This window comes from Pseudomonas ceruminis, from assembly GCF_021602025.1.
Classification (GTDB): domain Bacteria; phylum Pseudomonadota; class Gammaproteobacteria; order Pseudomonadales; family Pseudomonadaceae; genus Aquipseudomonas; species Aquipseudomonas ceruminis.
Genome location: NZ_BQHW01000024.1, coordinates 45,528 through 68,129, shown reverse-complemented (window position 1 = coordinate 68,129; position 22,602 = coordinate 45,528). Strand labels below are relative to the sequence as shown.

24 protein-coding genes are annotated in these 22,602 nt (G+C 63.9%); 18 read left to right on the top strand and 6 right to left on the bottom strand.

Annotated elements, in window-relative coordinates:
• Nucleotides 1-104 precede the first annotated feature (104 nt).
• The 14 genes from L6D80_RS23305 (at nt 105) to L6D80_RS23240 (ending at nt 14,456) form a co-directional block, all read left to right on the top strand.
• Nucleotides 105-542 (top strand): NfeD family protein, encoded by a 438-nt coding sequence (locus L6D80_RS23305; protein WP_176516184.1) that lies wholly within the window; start codon nt 105-107, stop codon nt 540-542.
• A gap of 27 nt (nt 543-569) precedes the next feature.
• Nucleotides 570-1,424, top strand: coding sequence for an SPFH domain-containing protein (locus tag L6D80_RS23300; protein ID WP_054900182.1), 855 nt, complete (start codon nt 570-572; stop codon nt 1,422-1,424).
• A 193-nt stretch (nt 1,425-1,617) separates the two neighbouring features.
• Complete coding sequence (locus L6D80_RS23295; RefSeq protein ID WP_176516186.1) at nt 1,618-2,007, top strand: DUF2946 domain-containing protein; 390 nt, start codon at nt 1,618-1,620, stop codon at nt 2,005-2,007.
• A gap of 48 nt (nt 2,008-2,055) precedes the next feature.
• A complete protein-coding gene (locus L6D80_RS23290) occupies nt 2,056-2,541 on the top strand; it encodes a copper chaperone PCu(A)C (RefSeq protein ID WP_054900184.1) in 486 nt (161 codons plus the stop codon).
• Between the two features lie 26 nt (nt 2,542-2,567).
• Nucleotides 2,568-2,996, top strand: a complete 429-nt coding sequence (locus tag L6D80_RS23285; RefSeq protein ID WP_176516188.1) for a DUF2946 domain-containing protein — start codon at nt 2,568-2,570, stop codon at nt 2,994-2,996.
• 66 nt (nt 2,997-3,062) lie between these two features.
• Nucleotides 3,063-5,129: a TonB-dependent copper receptor gene (locus tag L6D80_RS23280; protein WP_176516190.1), complete on the top strand. Its 2,067-nt coding sequence runs from the start codon at nt 3,063-3,065 to the stop codon at nt 5,127-5,129.
• A gap of 57 nt (nt 5,130-5,186) precedes the next feature.
• Nucleotides 5,187-6,551, top strand: coding sequence for a PepSY-associated TM helix domain-containing protein (locus L6D80_RS23275; RefSeq protein WP_176516192.1), 1,365 nt, complete (start codon nt 5,187-5,189; stop codon nt 6,549-6,551).
• A 168-nt stretch (nt 6,552-6,719) separates the two neighbouring features.
• Entirely contained in the window at nt 6,720-8,126 is a 1,407-nt protein-coding gene (gene cycA / locus L6D80_RS23270) for a D-serine/D-alanine/glycine transporter (protein WP_054900188.1), read from the top strand.
• 223 nt (nt 8,127-8,349) lie between these two features.
• Nucleotides 8,350-9,615, top strand: a complete 1,266-nt coding sequence (gene urtA / locus L6D80_RS23265) for an urea ABC transporter substrate-binding protein (protein WP_054900189.1) — start codon at nt 8,350-8,352, stop codon at nt 9,613-9,615.
• A 78-nt stretch (nt 9,616-9,693) separates the two neighbouring features.
• Nucleotides 9,694-11,214 carry an urea ABC transporter permease subunit UrtB gene (urtB, locus tag L6D80_RS23260; protein ID WP_371263296.1) on the top strand — a complete coding sequence of 507 codons (1,521 nt, stop codon included), beginning with the start codon at nt 9,694-9,696 and terminating at the stop codon, nt 11,212-11,214.
• Nucleotides 11,214-12,293, top strand: coding sequence for an urea ABC transporter permease subunit UrtC (gene urtC, locus L6D80_RS23255; RefSeq protein WP_176516727.1), 1,080 nt, complete (start codon nt 11,214-11,216; stop codon nt 12,291-12,293). Before urtB ends, urtC begins: the two co-directional genes overlap by 1 nt.
• A complete protein-coding gene (gene urtD, locus L6D80_RS23250) occupies nt 12,290-13,147 on the top strand; it encodes an urea ABC transporter ATP-binding protein UrtD (RefSeq protein ID WP_156358064.1) in 858 nt (285 codons plus the stop codon). The genes urtC and urtD overlap by 4 nt, the downstream gene beginning before the upstream one ends.
• A 63-nt stretch (nt 13,148-13,210) precedes the next feature.
• Complete coding sequence (urtE, locus tag L6D80_RS23245) at nt 13,211-13,909, top strand: urea ABC transporter ATP-binding subunit UrtE (protein ID WP_176516730.1); 699 nt, start codon at nt 13,211-13,213, stop codon at nt 13,907-13,909.
• 31 nt (nt 13,910-13,940) lie between these two features.
• The gene (locus L6D80_RS23240; protein ID WP_054900193.1) at nt 13,941-14,456 is read left to right on the top strand and encodes a GNAT family N-acetyltransferase; all 516 of its coding nucleotides are present in this window, start codon (nt 13,941-13,943) and stop codon (nt 14,454-14,456) included.
• A gap of 84 nt (nt 14,457-14,540) precedes the next feature.
• Here the strand turns inward: L6D80_RS23240 and L6D80_RS23235 are convergent, their stop codons facing one another.
• A complete protein-coding gene (locus tag L6D80_RS23235; RefSeq protein ID WP_054900194.1) occupies nt 14,541-14,846 on the bottom strand; it encodes a chaperone modulator CbpM in 306 nt (101 codons plus the stop codon).
• A 2-nt stretch (nt 14,847-14,848) separates the two neighbouring features.
• The gene (gene cbpA, locus L6D80_RS23230; RefSeq protein ID WP_054900195.1) at nt 14,849-15,799 is read right to left on the bottom strand and encodes a curved DNA-binding protein; all 951 of its coding nucleotides are present in this window, start codon (nt 15,797-15,799) and stop codon (nt 14,849-14,851) included.
• Between the two features lie 163 nt (nt 15,800-15,962).
• Between cbpA and L6D80_RS23225 the strand changes: the two genes are divergently transcribed.
• Entirely contained in the window at nt 15,963-17,234 is a 1,272-nt protein-coding gene (locus L6D80_RS23225) for an Hsp70 family protein (RefSeq protein WP_176516732.1), read from the top strand.
• A gap of 98 nt (nt 17,235-17,332) precedes the next feature.
• On the opposite strand, the gene L6D80_RS23220 is transcribed toward L6D80_RS23225, so the two are convergent.
• From L6D80_RS23220 to L6D80_RS23210, 3 genes are all read right to left on the bottom strand, one after another.
• Nucleotides 17,333-18,340: an AI-2E family transporter gene (locus tag L6D80_RS23220; RefSeq protein WP_176516734.1), complete on the bottom strand. Its 1,008-nt coding sequence runs from the start codon at nt 18,338-18,340 to the stop codon at nt 17,333-17,335.
• Nucleotides 18,341-18,410: 70 nt separating this feature from the next.
• A complete protein-coding gene (locus L6D80_RS23215; protein WP_054900198.1) occupies nt 18,411-18,695 on the bottom strand; it encodes a PsiF family protein in 285 nt (94 codons plus the stop codon).
• A gap of 62 nt (nt 18,696-18,757) precedes the next feature.
• Nucleotides 18,758-19,546, bottom strand: a complete 789-nt coding sequence (locus L6D80_RS23210) for an AraC family transcriptional regulator (protein WP_176516736.1) — start codon at nt 19,544-19,546, stop codon at nt 18,758-18,760.
• Nucleotides 19,547-19,672: 126 nt separating this feature from the next.
• Here L6D80_RS23210 and L6D80_RS23205 point away from each other — a divergent pair, with 126 nt between their 5' ends.
• The gene (locus L6D80_RS23205; RefSeq protein WP_176516738.1) at nt 19,673-20,566 is read left to right on the top strand and encodes a DMT family transporter; all 894 of its coding nucleotides are present in this window, start codon (nt 19,673-19,675) and stop codon (nt 20,564-20,566) included.
• On the opposite strand, the gene L6D80_RS23200 is transcribed toward L6D80_RS23205, so the two are convergent.
• Entirely contained in the window at nt 20,547-21,437 is an 891-nt protein-coding gene (locus L6D80_RS23200; protein ID WP_054900201.1) for an esterase/lipase family protein, read from the bottom strand. The two genes, L6D80_RS23205 and L6D80_RS23200, sit on opposite strands and share 20 nt — an antisense overlap.
• A 124-nt stretch (nt 21,438-21,561) precedes the next feature.
• On the opposite strand from L6D80_RS23200, the gene osmE reads away from it, so the two are divergent.
• Nucleotides 21,562-21,903, top strand: a complete 342-nt coding sequence (gene osmE / locus L6D80_RS23195) for an osmotically-inducible lipoprotein OsmE (RefSeq protein WP_054900202.1) — start codon at nt 21,562-21,564, stop codon at nt 21,901-21,903.
• A gap of 48 nt (nt 21,904-21,951) precedes the next feature.
• On the top strand, nt 21,952-22,482 hold the full coding sequence (locus L6D80_RS23190) for a ferritin-like domain-containing protein (RefSeq protein ID WP_176516740.1): 531 nt from the start codon (nt 21,952-21,954) through the stop codon (nt 22,480-22,482).
• Nucleotides 22,483-22,602: the final 120 nt, after the last annotated feature.

Here is a 22,602-nt window from a genome sequence, read left to right as displayed (position 1 = left end):
CAACAATTGAGCATTCCCACCGTTGAAGTTAGATACCTTCATGTGGCCATTGGACGGTCGACACCCTTAAAATCATCGCCCCTCCCCCGGAAGGCTTCACTCATATGGAAATGCAATGGTGGATCTGGCTGGTCTTCGGTATCGCGCTGATTCTGCTCGAGCTGGTCCTGCCCACGTTCTTCATTCTCTGGTTCGGCATCGGCGCCGTGCTGGTCTCGCTCGTTTCGCTCGCCGCCCCCAGCCTGCAACTGGATATGCAGGGTCTGCTGTGGGTGCTGTTCTCTTCGCTCACCACGGCCCTGTGGTTCAAGGTGTTCCGGCGCAAGCAGCCGGATGTGCGCTGGACTGCCGACAGCGTGATCGGTGAAGTCGGGCTGTTGACCAGCAGCGTTTCACAATTCCAGAAAGGCCGCGTGCGCTTCCAGAAGCCGATCCTCGGCAACGAGCAGTGGACCTGCGTCGCCGACAGTGACATCCCCTCCGGCGAGCGCGTGCGCCTCGTCGCCATCGAAGGCAATACTGCCCGGGTCATTCGGGCCTGACTCTTTACTGAAAAGGACGTTCGCAGCATGACCAGCCTCATCGTCGTCGGCACCCTTGCCGCATTTGTATTGGTTACCGTCTTCAAGGGGGTGCGCATCGTGCCCCAGGGCGAAGAGTGGATCGTCGAGCGCCTGGGCCGCTACCACAGCACCCTCAAGCCCGGCCTGAACATTGTCATCCCGTACATGGACGTGGTTGCCTACCGGCTGCCGACCAAGGACATCATCCTCGACGTGCAGGAGCAGGAAATCATCACCCGCGACAACGCCGTGATCGTTGCCAATGCCCTGTGCTTTGCCAAGGTGGTCGACCCTCAGAAGGCGTCCTATGGCGTGCAGAACTTCTCGTTTGCCGTCACCAGTCTGACCATGACATCGCTGCGTGCCATCGTGGGCGCCATGGACCTGGACGAGGCGCTGTCGAGCCGCGAGCAGATCAAGGCACGCTTGCGTGAAGCGATGTCGGAGCAGACCGAGGACTGGGGGGTGACCGTGCGTTCGGTGGAGATTCAGGACATCAAGCCGTCCCAGAACATGCAACTGGCCATGGAGCGCCAGGCGGCCGCCGAGCGTGAACGAAAAGCCGATGTGACCCGCGCCGAAGGTGCCAAGCAGGCGGCAATTCTGGAAGCCGAGGCACGGCTGCAATCGGCCAAGCTCGATGCCGAGGCTCAGATCAACCTGGCACAAGCGTCGGCAAGGGCAATTTCGCTGGTCAAGGAAGCGGTGGGCAATGAAACGGTGCCGGCCATGTACCTGCTGGGGGAGCGGTATGTGGGTGCCATGGAAAGCCTGGCCAGCAGCAGCAATGCCAAGGTGGTGGTGTTGCCGGCGGACCTGCAGGAGACCGTCCGCGGCCTGATGGGCCGTAGCAAGGGTTGATAGCCCTTGAGCAAGGCAGCGGCGCCCCGAGTACGGCAAGCGCCGCTGATTTCTGCGGGGGCCAGCTTGCCGGCGGTCCAGTCGCGAAGCAGCCCCGATAGCATCGCCCACCTGCGTCACTTCACCGCACCCCACCTTTTTTACCTATACTCCGCCGTACAATAGCCACCACGATTCCTGACCGGATCTCTCCATGCCCCCACGTCGGCACATTGCCTGGATAGCCTGCCTTGCAGTGCTGTTCAACCTGCTGGCCATGCCGCTGTCCTCTGCCGCGCCCAAAGGCCCGGCCGAGCAGCTGCTATGGGGGGCGTTCTGTTCCAGCATGGCAGGCAAGGCCAAGGTCGATGTGCAGGCGTTGGCCAAGATCGACCTTGGCACGCAAAGCGACGAGCACTCCAACATGCAGCACTGCTGGTGCTGCTCTGGCGGCGCACCACTGCTGGCCTTGCCGGGCTACCCGCCCCAATTGCACAACCCGCCCACGCTATTGGCGGAGCATACGCCACCGCTCACCCGCTACCAGCCGACGCCGCGCCAGCTATGGCCCGCGCTAAACCCCCGTGCCTCTCCCCTGGCCTGAGTTCATCACGCTGTCTGCCTGAATCTGAACAGAACGGAGAGTTACACCATGCTCAAGCAAGCTCTTGTAATGGCCGCCTTGCTGCTGCCCGGCGCCTTCGCCAATGCCCATGAATACACCGTGGGCGATCTGCACATCGCCCACCCCTGGTCGCTTGAACTGCCACCGAATGCGCCGAACGTTGCCGCGTATTTTGTCGTGCACAACAACGGCAAGGCCGATGACCGCCTGCTCAGCGTCGACAGCCCGATCAGCGCGGACGCGCAACTGCACGAGCATGTGCTGACCACCAGCGGTACCATGAAGATGCAGCAGGTGCAGAGCGTGGCCGTACCGGCTGGCAAGGACCTGGTCTTTGCCCCCAGCGCCTACCACGTGATGCTCATGCAGCCCAGGGACCGCAGCCTGCTTAGCGACGGCAAGCGCTTCCCGCTGACCCTGCACTTCGAGAAGGCCGGCGACATCACCGTCGACGTGGCCGTGCAGAAGCAGCCACCGGCAGACCAAGCTCAAGGCCACGAACACGCGCACTGAGTTCTGGCTGACAGGCGCTTGCCACCATGAGCCTGCCGTGTAACAGCACCAGCCGTATCACCCGCCCTGAGCGTAGGCGCGTGGGTGGCGGCTGGCTGAGTCTGTTCGCCATGTGGATGATTTTCATCGGCCCGCTGATTTCCCAGGCGATGCCGATGGATCATCACGCCGGCATGAACATGCCGATGGGCATGGCCATGGAGGCCGGGCACACGCACGGCGATGCACATCACGGCCATGGTGACGATGGCCAGTTGCACGTGATGTGGGAAAAGTGCGGCTACTGCAGCCTGTTGTTCAATTGCCCCGCATTACCGCAAACCCTCAGCCCGCTCAGCGCCAGCGTCATTGTTCCCAGCAACCGCATCTTCGCGCCGACGCACCAGGGCCATGCCCGGCAGGCTGTGTTCCCCGGTGCCCGCAGCCGTGCACCACCCCATCCGATCAGCCTCTGAAAACACCTTTGCCGCACGGAGCCAGGAGGCTTCGCGCCACCCCATGACTGATCGACTGGAATCACTATGTCCGGCTGCATCCCTGTTTTTGCCCCTTACCTGCGAGGAACGCTTGCCGCAGTCTGCGGCTCGCTGCTCGCACCCATGGCCCTGGCCGGCGACCCAGGCCATGAAGGCCACGCCCTCGACGCGCCCGAGCTAAGCCCCACGGTCATCACCGCCGTCGCGCCCAGTTCACCCCTGACCGTGGTCACCAACCCGAAGGACCCGCGCCAGCCGGTGCCGGCCAGCGATGGCGCCGACTACCTCAAGACCATCCCCGGTTTCTCGGCCATCCGTGCCGGCGGCACCAACGGCGACCCGGTGCTGCGCGGCATGTTCGGCTCCCGCCTGAACATCCTCACCAACGGGGGAGTGATGCTCGGTGCCTGCCCCAACCGCATGGACGCCCCCACCTCCTACATCGCACCTGAAACCTACGACCGCCTCACCGTGATCAAGGGCCCGCAAAGCGTGATCTGGGGCCCGGGAGGCTCGGCTGGCACCATCCTCTTCGAACGTGAGCCGGAGCAGTTCGGCACCCTCGGTAGCCGAGTCAACGCCAGCTTGTTGGCCGGTTCCAACGGCCGCTTCGACAAGGTGCTCGACGCCGCCGCCGGCAACAGCCAGGCCTATGCACGTTTCGTGGGCAATCAGTCGCGTTCGGACGACTACAAGGACGGCGGCGGCGATACCGTGCCCTCGCGCTGGGACAAATGGAACGGCGATGTCACCCTGGGCTGGACACCCGACCAGGACACCCTGCTGGAACTCACGGCCGGCAAGGGCGACGGCGAGGCCCGCTATGCCGGGCGCGGCATGGACGGCTCGCAGTTCAAGCGCGAAAGCCTGGGCCTGCGCTTTGAAAAATCAAACCTGGGCGAGGTGCTCGACAAGGTCGAGGCGCAGGTCTACTACAACTACGCCGACCATGTGATGGACAACTACAGCCTGCGCACACCGTCAGGCAGCGGCATGATGGGCATGCCCATGGTCAGCAACGTCGACCGACGCACCTTGGGGGCGCGGCTCAAGGCCACCTGGCGGTGGGCCGACGTACAACTGATCAGCGGCATCGACGCCCAGACCAACGAACACCGCCAACGTGGCGGCATGGGCGTCGATGCCCACAAGGGCCAGCCCTGGACCAAGGACGCCGACTTCCACAACTATGGTGCCTTCGGCGAACTGACCTGGTACGCCACCGGTGAAGACCGGCTGATCACCGGTGCCCGCCTGGACCGCGCGTCGGCGCGCGACTTCCGGGCTGGCAGCGCAACCGAAGGCGATACCCGCGCCGATACCCTGCCCAGCGGCTTCGTGCGCTACGAGCACGACCTGGCCGGCCTCCCTGCCACTACCTACATCGGCCTGGGCCACGCCCAACGCTTCCCCGACTACTGGGAACTGTTTTCGCCCAAGCTGGCGCCGCCTGGTGCTGCCAACGCCTTCGACGGCATCAAGCCTGAGAAGACCACCCAGCTCGACGTCGGCATCCAGTACCGCAACGAACGCCTGGAGGCCTGGGCCTCGGGTTATGTCGGGCAGATCCGCGACTACATCCTGTTCGACTACCGCACCGGCATGATGGGCATGGGCACCTCCCAGGCGCAGAACATCGACGCGCGCATCATGGGCGGCGAACTGGGCGCCGCCTACAAGCTAACGGACAGCTGGAAGGCCGACGCCACCCTGGCCTACGCCTGGGGCAAGAACAGCAGCGACGGCAAGGCGCTGCCGCAAATGCCTCCTCTGGAAAGCCGCCTGGGCCTGACCTACAGCCGTGATACCTGGAGCGTGGGGGCGTTGTGGCGGCTGGTCGCGGCGCAGAACCGCATCGCGGAAAACCAGGGCAACGTGGTCGGCAAGGACTACGACAAGAGCGCCGGGTTCGGCGTGTTCTCGTTCAATGGTGCCTACAAGGTGAACCAGAATCTCAAGCTCAGCGCGGGGGTCGACAACCTGTTCGACAAAACCTACGCCGAGCACCTGAACCTGGCCGGGAACGCCGGGTTCGGTTACCCGGCCACCGATCCACAGCCGGTGAACGAGCCCGGCAGGACCTTCTGGACCAAGGTCGACTTGAGCTTCTGACAATAACCATGGGCGCTACCTCGGGTTGCGCCCCTTACTGGTCAACAGGAGGTTCCCATGAGTGGACCACGTGTTTCCTTTTACAACCTCGCCTGGCGCTGGCACTTCTACGCGGGTCTGTTCGTCGCCCCGTTCATGATCCTGCTGGCGATCACCGGGATAATCTACCTGTTCAAGCCCCAGCTGGACCCGCTGCTGTACCGTGACCTGATGGTGGTCGAGGCGGGGCATCATCGCCAGGGCGCCGACCTGATGCTGGCCGAAGTGCGCCAGGCCTACCCCAAGGGCCACGTAGGTCAGTACCTGCCGCCGATCAACGCCGAGCGCAGCGCGCAATTCGTGGTGCATGACAGTGGCCGCGAGCTGAACGTGTTCGTCGACCCGTACAGCGGCAAGATTCTTGGCGAACAGGACGGCAAACAGAACCTGCAGGCCATCGCCCGGGCCCTGCACGGTGAGCTGATGGTCGGCACGGTCGGCGACCGGCTGGTGGAGCTGGCCGCCGGTTGGGGCATCGTGCTGGTGGTGTCTGGCCTTTACCTGTGGTGGCCACGCGGGCGCAAGGGTGCCGGCGTGCTGTGGCCCCGGCTATCGGCCCGTGGCCGAGTGCTCTGGCGTGACCTGCATGCCGTGAGCGGGTTCTGGGGGTCAGCCCTGTTGTTGCTGATGCTGCTCAGCGGCATGACCTGGACGGGCCTGTGGGGCAAGCAGTACGCCGACCTGTGGAACCGTTTTCCGGTGGCCATGTGGAACGACGTGCCGAAGTCCGATCAACAGGCCAGGGAACTGAACAGCGCCCATCGCCAGACAGTACCGTGGGCCATGGAAAACACGCCGATGCCGCAGTCCGGCGCCCATGCCGAACATGCGGGGCATCATGGCATGTCAGCGCTGCCGGCCGCGCCCCAGGTGACCCTGCAGCAGGTAGAAGCCATCGCCACCTCACGCCAGGTCGAACCGGGCTACAGCATCACCGTGCCCTCCACTGCAGACGGTGTGTACACCGTCGCGGTGTTCGCTGACGATCCGCGCAACGACGCAACGTTGCATGTCGACCAGTACACCGGCCGGGTGCTCGCCGACGTGCGCTGGCAGGACTACAGCCCAGTCGCGCGCGCCACCGAGCTGGGCGTGATGCTGCATGAGGGCAAGATGTTCGGCGCGCTGAACCAGGCCATCATTCTGTTGGTATGCCTGATGATTCTGCTGGGCTCGGTCAGCGGGCTGGTGATGTGGTGGAAGCGTCGGCCTGTCGGGGGGCTCGGCGTGCCGCCGCTGCGCCATGGCCTGCCGCGCTGGAAGGCAGCCGTCGGGGTGATGGTGCTGCTGGGCGTGGTGTTCCCGCTGGTGGGCGTGTCGATGCTGGCGCTGTGGGTGGTGGACAGCCTGGTGGTGCGGCGCCGCGTGCTGGCGCAGGCGTGAGGCTCTGCGGGCTGCTCAGGCTTCATCGCTGGCTTGCCGGCGATCAGGCCTGAGCAGCCCCCCGCTGTGCCGCAAAAGTCGTGTCGATCTGTCGCGCCCCGAATTGGGACGCTCGTGTTAGCCTACTCGGCTTTCACAAAAAGACTGACCCTCAATGGAATGCAGCCAATGACCCGGACCTCTTCCCCTCCTGCTGAAGAACAGCACCTGCAGCGCAACCTGACCAACCGCCATATCCAGCTGATCGCCATCGGTGGCGCTATCGGTACCGGCCTGTTCATGGGCTCGGGCAAGACCATCAGCCTGGCAGGGCCGTCGATCATCTTCGTCTATATGATCATCGGCTTCATGCTGTTCTTCGTCATGCGCGCCATGGGCGAGCTGCTGCTGTCGAACCTCAATTACAAGTCGTTCATCGACTTCTCCGCCGACCTGCTCGGCCCCTGGGCTGGCTACTTCACCGGCTGGACCTACTGGTTCTGCTGGGTGGTCACCGGTATCGCCGACGTGGTCGCGATCGCCGCCTATACGCAGTTCTGGTTCCCCGACCTGCCGCAATGGATACCCGCGCTGACCTGTGTGGGCGTGCTGCTGGCGCTGAACCTGGTGACCGTGAAGATGTTCGGGGAGCTCGAGTTCTGGTTCGCCCTGATCAAGATCGTCGCCATCCTTGGCCTGGTCGCCACCGGCCTGTACATGGTCATCACCGGCTTCGAGTCGCCGAGCGGGCGAACCGCGCAGTTGGCCAACCTGTGGAACGATGGCGGCATGTTCCCCAACGGCCTGATGGGCTTCTTCGCGGGCTTCCAGATCGCCGTGTTCGCCTTTGTCGGTATCGAACTGGTCGGCACCACCGCCGCCGAAGCGAAGAACCCCGAACGTACCCTGCCACGGGCGATCAACTCGATCCCGATCCGCATCATCGTGTTCTACGTGCTGGCGCTGATCGCGATCATGGCCGTCACCCCATGGCGCGACGTGGTCCCGGGCAAAAGCCCGTTCGTCGAGCTGTTCGTGCTGGCCGGCCTGCCGGCGGCGGCAAGCATCATCAACTTCGTGGTGCTGACGTCGGCCGCGTCCTCAGCCAACAGCGGGGTGTTCTCCACCAGCCGCATGCTGTATGGCCTGGCCCAGGAAGGCGATGCACCCCAGGCGTTCGAAAAGCTCTCGCGGCGTGCCGTGCCGGCCAACGGCCTGTACTTCTCCTGCACCTGCCTGCTGCTTGGCGCCGTACTGATCTACCTGGTACCGAATGTGGTCGAGGCGTTCACCCTGGTCACCACCGTGTCGGCGGTGCTGTTCATGTTCGTCTGGACCTTGATCCTGCTGTCGTACCTAAGCTACCGCAAACGCCGCGCAGCGCTGCACCAGGCGTCGATCTACAAGATGCCTGGCGGGCGGTTCATGTGCTACGTGTGCCTGGCCTTCTTCGCCTTCATCCTGGTGCTGCTGAGCCTGGAAGACGATACCCGCTCTGCATTGCTGGTCACGCCGATCTGGTTCGTGGTGCTGGCCATCACCTACCAGTGGGTGCGCAGCAAGCGCCATCCGCGCAGTGTTGTGCGCGACAGTTGATCAACCTCAGGGCTGCCGTGCAGCCCATCGTCGGCTTGCCGGCGATGGGCCGTCTGGCGGCCCCAATGCTGTGCACGCAAACCCTTCAGGCACCATCCTGGGCCTCCCTTGCGCCCTAATACCTCGCACACCCCGTCTAAACCGCAGCTTCTGCCACTCGGCACACCCCTTGCAACGCCCCTCCCGCCAGGCCAACACCATAAAAACTCAGCGGAGAGAGCACATGAAGCGTCGCAGTCTGATCAAGGCCTTTACCCTCAGCGCATCGATTGCGGCGATGGGTCTTAGCTGGAGCATCCAGGCCGCCGAGACCATCAAGGTCGGTATCCTGCATTCGCTGTCCGGGACCATGGCGATTTCCGAAACGTCGCTCAAGGACATGGCGCTGATGACCATCGATGAGATCAACGCCAAAGGCGGGGTCAACGGCAAGATGCTCGAGCCGGTGGTGGTCGACCCTGCCTCCAACTGGCCGCTGTTCGCCGAAAAAAGCCGCCAGCTGCTGACCCAGGACAAAGTCGCGGTGGTATTCGGCTGCTGGACCTCGGTGTCGCGCAAGTCGGTGCTGCCGGTGTTCGAAGAGCTCAACGGCCTGCTGTTCTACCCGGTGCAGTACGAGGGTGAAGAGATGTCGCCGAACGTGTTCTATACCGGCGCCGCGCCCAACCAGCAGGCGATCCCGGCCGTGGAGTACCTGATGAGCGAAGACGGCGGCAACGCCAAGCGCTTTTTCCTGCTCGGCACCGACTACGTCTACCCTCGCACCACCAACAAGATCCTGCGCGCCTTCCTGCACAGCAAAGGCGTGGCCGACAAAGACATCGAAGAAGTGTACACACCGTTCGGCCACGCCGATTACCAGACCATCGTTGCCAACATCAAGAAGTTCTCCGCCGGCGGCAAGACCGCGGTCATCTCCACGGTCAACGGCGACTCCAACGTGCCGTTCTACAAGGAGCTGGCCAACCAGGGCCTGAAAGCCACCGACGTACCGGTGGTGGCGTTCTCGGTGGGCGAAGAAGAACTGCGCGGCATCGATACCAAACCGCTGGTGGGTCACCTGGCCGCGTGGAACTACTTCGAGTCGGTGGATAACCCGGTAAACCAGAAGTTCGTCGCCGACTGGAAGGCCTACGCCAAGGCCAAAGGCCTGCCAGGCGCTGACAAGGCGGTGACCAACGACCCGATGGAGGCCACCTACGTGGGCATCCATATGTGGGCCCAGGCCGTCGAGAAGGCCAAGTCCACCGATGTCGACAAAGTGCGCGAGGCGCTGGCCGGACAGAGCTTCAAGGCACCGTCGGGCTTCACCCTGACCATGGACAAGACCAACCACCACCTGCACAAGCCGGTGATGATCGGCGAGATCCAGGATGACGGGCAGTTCAGCGTGGTCTGGCAAACCGAGCAGCCGCTGCGGGCCCAGCCCTGGAGCCCGTTCATTCCGGGCAATGACAAGCGCCCGGACTATGCAGTGAAAGGTAACTGAGTGTACTGGGGCCGCCATGCGGCCCAATCGCGAGCAAGCTCGCGCCTACAACTCCCTGTAGGCGCGAGCTTGCTCGCGATGAATCCACCGCCGATCTCCAGGATTGCTCGCATGCTCAGACTCCTGCTCACCCTCCTGCTCCTGCTGCCCCTGGCAAGCCAGGCGAGCGAGGGCGAATTCTTCCTCACCGCCAAGCCCGCCGAACAAGCCAGCCTGCTTGAGGGCTGGGCCGCGCAACCCGATGCCGCACGCCTGCCGCTGCTGGAAAACCTGCGCCAGGGCCGCATCGCCGAAGGCGATACGCGCAAGGTGCGCCTGAACAACCGCCTGCGCGGCCTGATCGACAACGCCCTGGCCAGTCATCAGTTGCTCAGCGACAACAGCGACACCCGCCTGGCCGCCGCCCAGCAACTGCAGAAAAGCGCGCAACCGGCGCAGGTGGCCTTCCTCGACCGGCGCTTCGCCAGCGAGCCAGATGCGGCCGTGCACGCGGCCCTCGGCCTGGCCCTGGCCAACCTGCAACTGGGCGCCAGCGAGCCGGCCGTGCGCCTGTCTGCCGTGCGCCTGCTCGGCGAAACCGGCGACCCGCTGGCCCGCACCCGCCTTGAGACCTTGCTGCAACCGGACGCCGAAACCGACGCCGGCGTGCGCACCGCGGCGCAAACCAGCCTGGCCCAGGTCAAACGCAAACTGCTGTTCGGCGAACTGCTCGGCCAGGCCTTCAGCGGCCTGTCGCTGGGCTCGATCCTGCTGCTGGCGGCCCTGGGCCTGGCGATCACTTTCGGCCTGCTGGGGGTGATCAACATGGCCCATGGCGAGATGCTCATGCTCGGCGCCTACAGCACCTACATGGTCCAGGTGCTGCTGCAGCGCTACGCCCCTGGCGCCATCGAGTTCTACCCGCTGATCGCCCTGCCCGTGGCCTTCGCGGTCAGCGCCACGGTCGGCATGGCGCTGGAGCGCACGGTGATCCGCCACCTCTACGGCCGCCCGCTGGAAACCCTGCTGGCCACCTGGGGTATCAGCCTGATTCTGATCCAGGCCATCCGCCTGCTGTTCGGCGCGCAGAACGTCGAGGTCAGCAACCCGGCGTGGCTGTCGGGCGGTATCCAGCTGCTGCCCAACCTGGTGCTGCCGTACAACCGCCTGGTCATCATCGGCTTCGCCCTGGCCGTGGTGCTGCTCACCTGGCTGCTGCTCAACCGCACGCGGCTGGGGCTGAACGTGCGCGCGGTCACCCAGAACCGCAACATGGCCGCCTGCTGCGGTGTGCCCACCGGGCGCATCGACATGCTCGCCTTCGGCCTTGGCTCAGGCATCGCCGGGCTCGGCGGCGTGGCCCTGAGCCAGGTTGGCAACGTCGGCCCCGACCTGGGCCAAAGCTACATCATCGACTCGTTTTTGGTGGTGGTGCTCGGCGGTGTCGGGCAACTGGCCGGCAGCCTCTGGGCCGCCTTTGGCCTGGGTATAGCCAACAAGCTGCTGGAGCCGCAGATCGGCGCGGTGCTTGGCAAGATCCTCATCCTTGCGTTGATCATTCTGTTCATCCAGAAGCGTCCGCAAGGCCTGTTCGCCCTCAAGGGACGGGTAATCGACTGATGAACCAGCCACTGCTTGTCACCGCTTCGCAAAAGGCCGGGCCGCGCCTGTCGCTGGCCATCGGTGCTGTTGTCGTCCTGCTGTTGCTGGCCCTGGCGCTGCTGTCGTTGCTGCCGGCGGGCCATGCATTGCAGGTTTCGGCCTACACCCTGACCCTGGTCGGCAAGATCCTGTGCTACGCCATCGTCGCACTGGCCCTGGACCTGGTCTGGGGCTACGCCGGGCTGCTGTCGCTCGGTCATGGCCTGTTCTTTGCCCTCGGCGGCTATGCCATGGGCATGTACCTGATGCGGCAGGCGGCGGGCGACGGCCTGCCGGGCTTCATGACCTTCCTGTCGTGGAGTGAACTGCCCTGGTACTGGGCTGGCACCCAGCACTTCGCCTGGGCGCTGTGCCTGGTGGTGCTGGCGCCCGGCCTGCTGGCACTGGTATTCGGCTGGTTCGCTTTCCGCTCACGGATCAAGGGCGTGTACTTCTCGATCATGACCCAGGCCCTGACCTTCGCGGGCATGCTGCTGTTCTTTCGCAACGAGACGGGGTTCGGCGGCAACAACGGCTTTACCAGCTTCCGCACCATTCTCGGTTTCGACATTGCCGCCCAAGGCACCCGCGCCGTGCTGTTCCTGCTCACCGTCGGCCTGCTGCTGGCCAGCCTGTACTTGTGCTGGCGCCTGACCCAGAGCAAGTTCGGCCGCCTGCTGACCGCAGTGCGCGATGCCGAGAACCGCCTGATGTTCTGCGGCTATGACCCACGCGGGTTCAAGCTGCTGGTATGGGTGCTCAGCGCTGTGCTGTGCGGCTTGGCCGGGGCGCTGTACGTGCCGCAGGTGGGCATCATCAACCCCAGTGAAATGTCGCCGACCAACTCCATCGAAGCTGCCGTCTGGGTCGCCCTTGGCGGGCGTGGCACACTGATCGGTCCGCTGCTCGGTGCCGGCCTGGTCAACGGCATGAAGAGCTGGTTCACCGTGGCCTTCCCGGAGTTCTGGCTGTTCTTCCTCGGGGCGTTGTTCATCCTCGTCACTCTCTACCTGCCCAAGGGTGTGGTCGGCCTGCTGAAGAAAAGGAGCCAGCCATGAGAGGCGTGCCCCCCGTGCATCCGGAATTCATGCTCGAGCCCGTATTCGACCACCTCGGTGCCGGCCGTGAAGCCATCGGCCTGGGTACACGCCGCCAGGCAGGCCTGGACACGCGCCACGGCACGGTACTGAGCCTGGAAGACATCAGCGTCAGCTTCGATGGGTTCAAGGCCCTCAACGCGCTCAACCTGTACATCGGCGTGGGCGAGTTGCGCTGCATCATCGGCCCCAACGGCGCCGGCAAGACCACGATGATGGACGTGATCACCGGCAAGACCCGCCCCGACACGGGCAGCGCGTACTTCGGCGACACCCTCGACCTGACCCGCATGAGCGAGTACCAGATCGCCCAGGCCGGCATCGGCCGCAAATTCCAGAAGCCCACGGTGTTCGAGGCGCTGACGGTGTTCGAGAACCTCGAACTGGCGCTCAAGACCGACAAATCGGTGTGGGCTAGCCTGGCGGCACGCCTGAATGGCGAGCAACAGCAGCGCATCGAAGACGTGTTGAACACATTGCGCCTGCTGCCCCTGGCCCAGCGCCAGGCCGGCTTGCTGTCGCATGGGCAGAAGCAGTTCCTGGAAATCGGCATGTTGCTGGTGCAGGAGCCGCAGTTACTGCTGCTCGACGAACCGGTGGCGGGCATGACCGATGCCGAGACCGAGTTCACCGCCGAGCTGTTCAAGGGCCTGGCTGGTAAGCATTCGCTGATGGTGGTGGAGCATGACATGGGCTTCGTCGGCAGCATTGCCGACCATGTGACCGTGCTGCACCAGGGCAGCGTGCTGGCAGAAGGGTCACTGGAGCAGGTGCAGGCGGATGAGCGGGTGGTCGAGGTGTATCTGGGCCGCTAGACATTGAAGCCTGCCCTGCGAAGAGGCCAGGACTGGCACCGCAACCCATTCAGGAACTCTCACATGCTCAAGATCGACACCCTGCACCAGTATTACGGCGGCAGCCACATCCTGCGTGGCCTGTCCTTCGAAGCCAAGGTCGGCGAAGTCACCTGCCTGCTCGGGCGCAATGGCGTGGGCAAGACCACCCTGCTGCGCTGCCTGATGGGCCTGGTACCGGCCCGCGAAGGCAGCGTCGAATGGGAGGGCAAACCCATCACCACACTCAAGCCGCAGCAACGGGTGCAGGCCGGCATCGCCTACGTGCCGCAAGGCCGCGAAATCTTCCCGCGCCTGAGCGTCGAGGAAAACCTGCTGATGGGCCTGTCGCGTTTCCGCGCCCGTGAAGCACGGGAAGTACCGCCGTTCATCTACGAACTGTTCCCGGTGCTGGAGCAGATGAAACAACGGCGCGGCGGCGACCTGTCCGGGGGCCAGCAGCAACAGCTGGCCATCGGCCGTGCCCTGGCCAGCCGCCCACGGCTATTGATTCTCGACGAACCCACCGAGGGCATTCAACCCTCGGTCATCAAGGAGATCGGTGCTGTCATCCGGCGCCTGGCTGAGCGCGGCGACATGGCTATCCTGCTGGTCGAGCAGTTCTACGACTTCGCCGAGGCGCTGGCCGACCAGTACCTGGTCATGGCCCGCGGCGAGATCATCCAGCGCGGCCGAGGGGAAAACATGCAGGCCGAAGGTGTGCGCGGGTTGGTAACCATTTAATCTGCTGCCATCGACCTTGTGAGACGCTGCAATGAGCCATGAAATCCGCGATGCCCTGCCCACCGATGTAGCGGGTATCCTCGACATCTACAACGACGCGGTGCGCAACACCACGGCGATCTGGAACGAAACCCCGGTCGACCTGGGCAACCGCCAGGCCTGGTTCGAAGCCCGTGCACAACAGGGCTACCCGATTCTGGTGGCGGTGGATGACACGGGCGTGCTCGGCTATGCCTCGTTTGGCGACTGGCGGCCGTTCGAGGGCTTTCGCCATACCGTCGAGCATTCGGTGTACATCCGTGGCGACCAGCGCGGCAAGGGTCTGGGGCCGCAGTTGATGGCGGTGCTGATCGAGCGGGCGCGCGCGTGCGGCAAGCATGTGATGGTCGCCGCCATCGAGAGTGGCAATACAGCCTCGGTGCGCCTGCACGAGCGGCTGGGGTTCGCGGTGACCGGGCAGATGCCACAGGTGGGGGTGAAGTTCGGTCGCTGGCTGGACCTGACCTTCATGCAACGGGTGCTGACCCCAGGGGCTGAGCCGAGCTGAGTACAACGAGCCCCCTCTCGCGGCAAGCCGGCTCCCACGCCGACCATAAGCGCAGTGGGAGCCTTGGGGCCAATGCAGGCCACATCACATCTGGGTAAACCGCCCCAGCCGCTGCTTGAGCATACTGTTCTCACTGCGCAGCTGTTGCACTTCCTGCAGTAACTCCAGCGCCAGCGCCACCCCTTCCCACTCCAGCTCCAGATCGTTGTGCAGCTTCACCGCACGCCTGGCCAGCAGCGGCGCCTGATCATCGAACAACCAGTCCTCCGGCGTTCGCCCCGAAGGTTCAACGATGCCGTGTTCAACGATCTCGATCACGTAATCCTTGGTGATGTCGGCCTCCTGGCAGAGGGTACGCATGTCCAGTTGAACGATCAGGGTGCTGCTCATGATCACTTACTCCATTGTGTCCTCGGATTGAACGCAGCCTTCTCGGAAAGCTGGGCCCACAGTTCGCGGGTAGACGCGTCGGATGTCGGCGGCATGACCACCTTGAGCTGGGCATACAGGTTGCCGCGCTCGCCGTGCTTGTTCGCCAGGCCCTTGCCCGGCACGCGCAGGCGTTGGCCGCTCTGGCTGTCGGGGCGGATGGTCAGGTTGATCTTGCCGTCCAGGGTCGGCACCGCCACTTTGGTCCCCAGCGCGGCCTCCCACGGTGCCAGCGGCACGGTGATGATCAGGTCATGGCCTTCGACATCGAACAGCGGGTGCGGCGCCATGCGGATGGTCAGGAACAGGTCGCCATTGGCCCCACCGCCGCTGCCCGGCGCGCCTTGGCCTTTGAGACGGATACGTTCACCGTCAGCCACCCCAGCCGGGATCTTCACGTTCAGGGTCTTGGTAGTGAACCCGGTACGCTGGCCCGCAGCATTGGTCTGCGGCACCTGGAAGCTGATCTGCTTCGATTCCTTGCTCAAGGTCTCTTCGAGGAAGATCGCCAGTTCCAGTTCCACATCCTGCCCTCGCCTGCCGGCGCTACGTTGTTGGCGGGCGCCACCAAAAGGATTGCCGCCCCGTGCGCCGAAGATCGAGCTGAAGAAGTCGGAGAAGTCACCGCCCTCGAAACCGCCTCCACCACCACGGCTTTCCCAGCCTGGCGGCGCCTGGAACGGCCGACCATGCTGGCCGCCGTACTTGCGAATCTCGTCGAACTCAGCGCGTTTCTGGGCATCGCCGAGCACCTCGTAGGCCTCGTTGGCCTCCTTGAATTTCTCCTCGGCGTCGCGCTCCTTGCTGACATCAGGGTGATACTTGCGCGCCAGCTTGCGGTAAGCGGCCTTGATCGCCTTCTCGTCCGCCGTGGGCTCTACGCCGAGTATCTTGTAATAGTCTTTGAAGTCCATCTACGGATCACCAATGTGAATTTTCGTGTTGCATCTGAAGATAAGGGTCAAGCATAGCCTTTCAAGGTTCGCTTGGTGTTGCTGCAAGGCAGACGACCGGTCTTGATTCTGTAGCCAACTGGCATAAACTGCGCGGCCGTTTTGCCTCCGGAAGCCCTTTCCCATGTCCGACGTATCCCCGGCCCGCGCCCTTGGCATCGACTTTGGTACCTCCAACTCCACGATCGGCTGGCACCGCCCTGGCGTCGAATCGCTGATTGCCCTGGAAGACGGCAAGATCACCCTGCCCTCGGTGGTCTTCTTCAACATCGAAGAGCGTCGTCCGGTATATGGCCGCCTGGCGCTGCACGAGTACCTGGAAGGCTACGAAGGCCGCCTGATGCGCTCGCTCAAGAGCCTGCTCGGCTCCAAGCTGATCAAGCACGATACCAGCGTGCTGGGCAGCGCCCTGCCGTTCAAGGACCTGCTGGGCATGTTCATCGGCGAACTGAAAAAGCGTGCCGAAGCCTCCGCCGACCGCAGCTTCGACCAGGTGGTACTGGGCCGCCCGGTGTTCTTCGTCGACGAAGACCCGGCCGCCGACCAGGAAGCCGAAGACACCCTGGCCGACGTGGCGCGCAAGATCGGCTTCAAGGACGTGTCGTTCCAGTACGAACCGATTGCGGCGGCGTTCGACTACGAGTCGGGCATCAGCCGAGAAGAGTTGGTGCTCATCGTCGATATCGGCGGCGGTACCTCGGACTTTACCCTGATTCGCCTGTCACCCGAGCGCCACCAGGTGGCCGAGCGCCAAAGCGACATCCTCGCCACCGGTGGCGTACACATCGGCGGTACCGACTTCGACAAGCAGTTGAGCCTGCAAGGCGTGATGCCGTTGTTCGGCTACGGCAGCCGAATGAAGAGTGGCGCGCTGATGCCCACCAGCTACCACCTCAACCTGGCCACCTGGCACACCATCAACGCCCTGTACTCGCAGAAGTCGCAGCTGGCCTTGGGCAGCATGCGCTATGACATCGAAGACACGCTGGGTATCGACCGCCTGTTCAAGTTGATCGAGCAGCGTGCCGGGCACTGGCTGGCGATGGAAGTGGAAGCCAGCAAGATCGAACTTACCGACCAGCCAAGCCGCCGTATCGACCTTGGCCGTGTCGAGCAAGCCCTGGGCGTGGACTTGACCCGTGCGGTATTCGAGGCCGCTATCGAGGGCCTGCTCGAGCGGGTACGCGGTAGTGTGAGCGAGCTACTGGCCAAGGCCGGTGTAGGCGAAAGCCAGGTGGACACCGTGTTCTTCACCGGGGGGTCCAGCGGCATTCCGGCCCTGCGCAACAGCGTGGCGGCGATGCTACCCAACGCCCGGCATGTGGAAGGCAACATTTTCGGCAGCATTGGTAGCGGGCTGGCGATCGAGGCACGCAAGCGCTACGGCTCAATCTGATATCGGCGTCAGCGTTATCGCCGCCAAACCGGCTCCCACAGGAATGACACCGCCCGCAAGGCTGTGCTATCCCTGTGGCGTCGAAGAGGCCGCTTGTTTCAAACCAGCTCTGCCCGCCGCAGCTCACTCTTCAGGTAGGCATAGTAGACGGGGCCTGCCACCACCCCCGGCAAGCCGAATGCCGCCTCGAACACCAGCATCGCCAGCAACAGCTCCCAGGCTTTGGCGCTGATCTGCCCACCCACGATACGCGCGTTGAGGAAGTACTCGACCTTGTGGATGACGATCAGGTAGCCCAACGCCGCCGCCGCCACCCAGATCGACAACGACATGCCGACGATGGTGATCAAGGTGTTGGACATCAGGTTGCCAATCACTGGCAACAGCCCAAGCAGGAACGTCAGCACGATCAGGGTCTTGGTCAGCGGCAGGTGTACGCCGAACAGTGGCAGCACCACCGCGAGGAAAATGCCGGTGAATGCCGTATTGAGCAGCGAAATCTTGATCTGCGCGAAGACAATGTTGCGAAACGCCTGAACCAGCAGGCTCAAGCGCTCGAACAGCGCGGCAGCCAATGGTTTGCGCCGGGAGATGTCGGGGATGCGCTGCAGGGCAATGATCGCCCCCAGAATCATGCCGATCAGCAGCGTCACGAACATGTGCGCCATACCCTTGCCCACCAGTTGCAGGTCGCTCAGGTGGCTCTTGATCCAGTCACCGATGGCCACCTTGAACTCGGCCGCGCTGGCCGGCAGGTAACCTTCGATGAACGGCGGCAGCTGGCCGCGGGCACGCTCGACCAGGCCCATGAACTTGTCCAGCGAGGCGCCGGGGTTCTCGGCCTCATGCAACAGAAAACTGAAGGCACCGGCGATCAGGAGCGCCAGGCTGATGACCACCAGCGTGCCTAGCAACGCTACTGCCAGCCAGCGTGCACGTTGGCCTGCGATCAACGGTTGCAGCCGCGGGGTGAGCATGTTGACCAGCTCGAATACCAACAGGCCGGCCAGCAGGCTGGGCAGCAACTTCAGGGGCAGGGCCAGCAGCAGACCGGCCATGACGATGATCAGGCTGGCAAGGGTGATCTGGCGGGGGGTGAAGGTCATACAGCCTCGGCGGCAGACAGCGGAAAGACCCGCAGTCTGCCAGCCTTGAAGCCACAGGCATAGGCGCAGGTCATTTCTTCTTCAGGCAGTCGCTCATGTAGGCCTTGCGCTCGTCACCCTTGAGCGCCTTGGTGGTGGCGTCGGCGTTGCAGGTCTTCATCTTTTCCTGCTGGGTGGCGGGTGTGCTCTTCTTCAGGCAGGTGCTCATGAACGCCTTGCGTTCATCCCCCTTGAGGGCCTTGGCGGTGGCATCGGCATTGCACGAGGTCATTTTTTGCTGTTGCGCGGTGGCAGCGAATCCTTGCGCACTGAACAACACAGCCAACACCAGCAACGGCATTTGCAGCATTTTCATGGAGTGGTCTCCTGTCTCCGCGCCCGATGCACGGTGGTGCAGATCAGTGTAGACAAGAATTTTTACATCTTCGCCCGCGACTGCCGCCGGTACTGTTCAGGCGTGCTGTGGGCCTGGCGCTGGAACATGGCGATGAAGGCCGAGGCACTGCTGTAGCCAAGGTCGAAGGCGATGGCCTGGATGGGCTGGCCCGCTTCCAGCGCTTCGATGGCCCGCAGAAAGCGCAGCCGCAGCCGCCACTCGCCGAAGCTGATGCCCAGCTCGCGCAGAAACTGCCGGGCCAGGGTACGCTCGCTGACATGGACCAGGGCAGCCCAGTGGGCAAGCGGGCGATTGTCCCCGGGCTCGGCACCGAGGGCCTCAAGCACCTGCCGCAGGCCCTCGCTACGGGCGAAGGGCAGGTAGCAGGTCTGGGTCGGCGCCAGCAGCAACTGGTCGAGCAGCACCTGCACCAGGCGCTGGTCGCGCTCGTCCTGTGCGACCTTGAGGTCACGGCGGGCGAAGTCGCCGAGGATGGCCTTGAGGATATCGCTGATGACCAGGCTGCACGGTTGTTGCGGCAGGTTGGCGCACAGCTGACGGTCCAGATAGACCGAACGGTAGACGATGGCCTGGGGGTTGTAGCAACCGTGTTCGGTACCTGGCGGCACCCACACCGCGTAATGCGGGGGCGAGAGGAAGCGCTGGCCATCGACGTCCAGGTGCATCACGCCGTTGGCGGTGTAGTTGAGTTGGCCCCAGGCATGGCGATGCGGGGCACTGTGGGTGTCGGCGCCAAATTCGTCGTAGCGAAAGTAAACGGGTGCCGGCAGCGCGTCGAACCGGGGGATATCGAGATATTTACGGGGCATGCTGTCTGCTTCAAAGGGCAGGTTGTCTGGATAGGAGTATAGGCTTATGGACAGACAAAGGATAATGAGCGCCTATCGGGGGCCGTCCTGCTGCCCTTTCGCGACACCTCAGAGAATCACAGTTACATGAACTATCTTTTCCCCCTTACCGCCATCCTCATCTGGGCCGGCAATACCGTAGTCACCAAGATGTCCGCCGGGGCCATCCACCCCGCCGAGATCGGTTTCTACCGCTGGTTGCTGGCCGGCCTGCTGTTCACCCCGTTCCTGCTGCCTGCCGTGTGGCGCAATCGCGGGGCGATCCGCCCGCACCTGGGCAAAATCTTCGTCCTCGGCGTGCTGGGCATGGCCATGTACCAAAGCCTGGCCTACTTCGCGGCAGGCATCACCAGCGCCACCAACATGGGCATCATCCTGTCGTTGATGCCGCTGATGTCACTGGCGCTGTCCATCGCCTGGCTGGGCCAGCGCTTGAGCTACGGCGCCTTGCTGGGCGCGCTGGTGTCGTTCGTCGGCGTACTCGAGGTGGTGTCGGCCGGACACCCCGCAGCCCTGCTCGAGCAGGGCCTGAACAGCGGTGATCTGCTGATGCTCGTGGCCACCCTGGCTTACGCGCTGTACAGCTTCCTGCTGAAGAAGTGGCAACTGCGCCTGCCGCCCTTGCAGTTGCTGTACCTGCAAGTGCTGGTGGCGATTATTGTGTTGTTGCCGCTGTTCCTGCTTTCGGACAAGACCGGGCTGAACAGGCACAACGTCGGCCTGGTGCTGTACGCCTGTGTGCTGGCCTCGATGATTGCACCGTTGGTGTGGATGCAGGCCGTGCACCGCCTGGGGCCAAGCCGCACCACGCTGTTCTTCAACCTGCTGCCGGTGATCACCGCGCTGATCGCTGCCGTGGTGCTGAACGAACAATTGGCCAGCTACCACCTGGTGGGCGGCCTGCTGACCCTGGCCGGGGTCATCCTTGCCGAACGCTGGACCGCGCCCGTGCGCCGCAGCGCTACAACCCAGCGGCTTTGAGGCGGGCAGCATGCTCGGTGAACAGGCGCACAGGCTCGGCGCCCTTGCCCACTGCGCCGAGCGACTGGTTGACGATATCCAGGTGGTCGAGCGGATAGTCATCACCGATCACCTGCCCCAGGTGCGAGCTGAAGCGCCCGACCATACCGTCGCAGTGGCCCTTTTCCTTGACGAAGCTGCGCGCGAACAGGCGGCAGAAGCGGTTGCTGCCATCAAAACGGTTGCGGCCCTGGTCAGTCAACCCAGGCTGCAGCGTGCCTGACCAGGAGTAGTAGCGCACGCCGTTGACCTCGCCCGGCCCTTCTCCACCCCAGGTGCTGGGCAGGCCCTGTGGATAAGCCTGGTTGAACAGCGCCACGCCGGCACTGGTCAGCGACTGGTGCGATGCGTGCACATCGATCGGCAACGGGTCACGGCGCCAGCCGGTTTCCAGCCACACCAGCAGTACCGCCAGCCCATGCAGCACGGCCTTGAGCACCCGCCCCTGGGGTGAGTCACCGGGCGCAGTGCGCTCCAGGTGGTCGGCCAGTTCGGAACCCTGGTTGGGGCCGGCCACCGAAGTGACCGACGCCACCCGATCAGGCCGCCGGGCAGCGGCATAGCGCGCACTCAGCGCACCTTGGCTGTGGCCGATGAGGTTGACCTTGTCGGCGCCCGTGCGCTGGCAGATGTCCTCGATGATCGCCAGCAACTGCTCCCCACGCACCTCGCTGGAGTGCAGCGGCGAAACCTGCACTGCAAAGACCTTTGCCCCGCCTTTGCGCAAGGCTTTCGGGATGCCGAACCAGTACGGATAAAGCAGCACCCGCACGAAGCCAAGCATGCCCGGCACCAGCACCAATGGGTATCGCGTGGCCAATTCCCGTTGCATGGACCTGCCCCTTTGCGTGGACGACCGGCCAACACTACAGCGCCCTAGATGACCATCGCAATCGAACTCCTGGCGCGCCGCGCGGTTCCAAACCAGAACAGACCCTTGAGCAAGGAGCGGGACCATGTACAAGCAGACCCTGGCAATCCTTCTGGCAAGCGCAACCCTCGCCGCCTGTGGCAGCCGCCCGGAAAACCCGGTCGATTACGTCACCTTCCGCGAAGAGCCGCTGGTCAAGCAGGTGGAAAACGGCATGACCATGCAAAAGGTCATCGCCATCGGCGGCAGCCCCTCTACTGTCATCGACCTGCCACATGGGGGCACCTGCAACGACTACATCCTCAACCGTGATGGCCACCAGCAACCGTACTACGTGCGCTTCGACGCCACCGGCCATGTCGATGCCAAGGGTTTCAAGACTTGCAAGCAACGAGAAGAGGACAGCAAAGCCGTACCCGGCGCGTGAGCCTACCCTTCACCTTGACCAACCGTCCTGATCTGTTTGGAGAGAACCATGAGCAACGTTGAACTGACCGATGTGCAAACCCTGCGCCAGCGAGCCCGCCAGCACGTCGAGCAAGGTGCGGTGACCGAGGGTTACCATGCCGACCGCCAAGAAATCCTGCGCCTGCTCAACGAGTCGCTGGCCACCGAACTGGTCTGCGTGCTGCGCTACAAGCGCCACTACTTCATGGCCAGCGGCATCAAGGCCAGCGTCGCGGCCGAGGAGTTTCTCGAGCATGCCAACCAGGAAGCCAAACATGCCGACAAGCTGGCCGAGCGTATCGTGCAGCTGGGCGGTGAGCCGGACTTCAACCCCGACAACCTGACCAAGAATTCCCATGCCCAGTACGTGGCGGGCAATTCGCTGAAGGAAATGGTGCTGGAAGACCTGGTGGCCGAGCGCATCGCGATCGACAGCTACCGCGAAATCATCCAGTACATCGGTGACAAGGACCCGACCACTCGGCGCATCTTCGAGGACATTCTGGCCCAGGAAGAAGAGCACGCGGACGATATGTCCGACTTGCTGCAGGGCTTGTAAGGCTGAGGGCGCGCTGCGCCTTCGCGGCACAAGGCCGCTCCCACATGAACGCCGCACAGCTCAGGTTGTGCGGCGTTCATGTGGGAGCGGCCTTGTGCCGCGAAGGGGCCGCGAAGCCGC

Coding starts and splice junctions, on each gene's coding strand:
- L6D80_RS23305 (WP_176516184.1), top strand. CDS start 105: ATGGAAATGCAATGGTGGATCTGGCTGGTCTTCGGTATCGCGCTGATT.
- L6D80_RS23300 (WP_054900182.1), top strand. CDS start 570: ATGACCAGCCTCATCGTCGTCGGCACCCTTGCCGCATTTGTATTGGTT.
- L6D80_RS23295 (WP_176516186.1), top strand. CDS start 1,618: ATGCCCCCACGTCGGCACATTGCCTGGATAGCCTGCCTTGCAGTGCTG.
- L6D80_RS23290 (WP_054900184.1), top strand. CDS start 2,056: ATGCTCAAGCAAGCTCTTGTAATGGCCGCCTTGCTGCTGCCCGGCGCC.
- L6D80_RS23285 (WP_176516188.1), top strand. CDS start 2,568: ATGAGCCTGCCGTGTAACAGCACCAGCCGTATCACCCGCCCTGAGCGT.
- L6D80_RS23280 (WP_176516190.1), top strand. CDS start 3,063: ATGTCCGGCTGCATCCCTGTTTTTGCCCCTTACCTGCGAGGAACGCTT.
- L6D80_RS23275 (WP_176516192.1), top strand. CDS start 5,187: ATGAGTGGACCACGTGTTTCCTTTTACAACCTCGCCTGGCGCTGGCAC.
- cycA (WP_054900188.1), top strand. CDS start 6,720: ATGACCCGGACCTCTTCCCCTCCTGCTGAAGAACAGCACCTGCAGCGC.
- urtA (WP_054900189.1), top strand. CDS start 8,350: ATGAAGCGTCGCAGTCTGATCAAGGCCTTTACCCTCAGCGCATCGATT.
- urtB (WP_371263296.1), top strand. CDS start 9,694: ATGAATCCACCGCCGATCTCCAGGATTGCTCGCATGCTCAGACTCCTG.
- urtC (WP_176516727.1), top strand. CDS start 11,214: ATGAACCAGCCACTGCTTGTCACCGCTTCGCAAAAGGCCGGGCCGCGC.
- urtD (WP_156358064.1), top strand. CDS start 12,290: ATGAGAGGCGTGCCCCCCGTGCATCCGGAATTCATGCTCGAGCCCGTA.
- urtE (WP_176516730.1), top strand. CDS start 13,211: ATGCTCAAGATCGACACCCTGCACCAGTATTACGGCGGCAGCCACATC.
- L6D80_RS23240 (WP_054900193.1), top strand. CDS start 13,941: ATGAGCCATGAAATCCGCGATGCCCTGCCCACCGATGTAGCGGGTATC.
- L6D80_RS23235 (WP_054900194.1), bottom strand. CDS start 14,846: ATGAGCAGCACCCTGATCGTTCAACTGGACATGCGTACCCTCTGCCAG.
- cbpA (WP_054900195.1), bottom strand. CDS start 15,799: ATGGACTTCAAAGACTATTACAAGATACTCGGCGTAGAGCCCACGGCG.
- L6D80_RS23225 (WP_176516732.1), top strand. CDS start 15,963: ATGTCCGACGTATCCCCGGCCCGCGCCCTTGGCATCGACTTTGGTACC.
- L6D80_RS23220 (WP_176516734.1), bottom strand. CDS start 18,340: ATGACCTTCACCCCCCGCCAGATCACCCTTGCCAGCCTGATCATCGTC.
- L6D80_RS23215 (WP_054900198.1), bottom strand. CDS start 18,695: ATGAAAATGCTGCAAATGCCGTTGCTGGTGTTGGCTGTGTTGTTCAGT.
- L6D80_RS23210 (WP_176516736.1), bottom strand. CDS start 19,546: ATGCCCCGTAAATATCTCGATATCCCCCGGTTCGACGCGCTGCCGGCA.
- L6D80_RS23205 (WP_176516738.1), top strand. CDS start 19,673: ATGAACTATCTTTTCCCCCTTACCGCCATCCTCATCTGGGCCGGCAAT.
- L6D80_RS23200 (WP_054900201.1), bottom strand. CDS start 21,437: ATGCAACGGGAATTGGCCACGCGATACCCATTGGTGCTGGTGCCGGGC.
- osmE (WP_054900202.1), top strand. CDS start 21,562: ATGTACAAGCAGACCCTGGCAATCCTTCTGGCAAGCGCAACCCTCGCC.
- L6D80_RS23190 (WP_176516740.1), top strand. CDS start 21,952: ATGAGCAACGTTGAACTGACCGATGTGCAAACCCTGCGCCAGCGAGCC.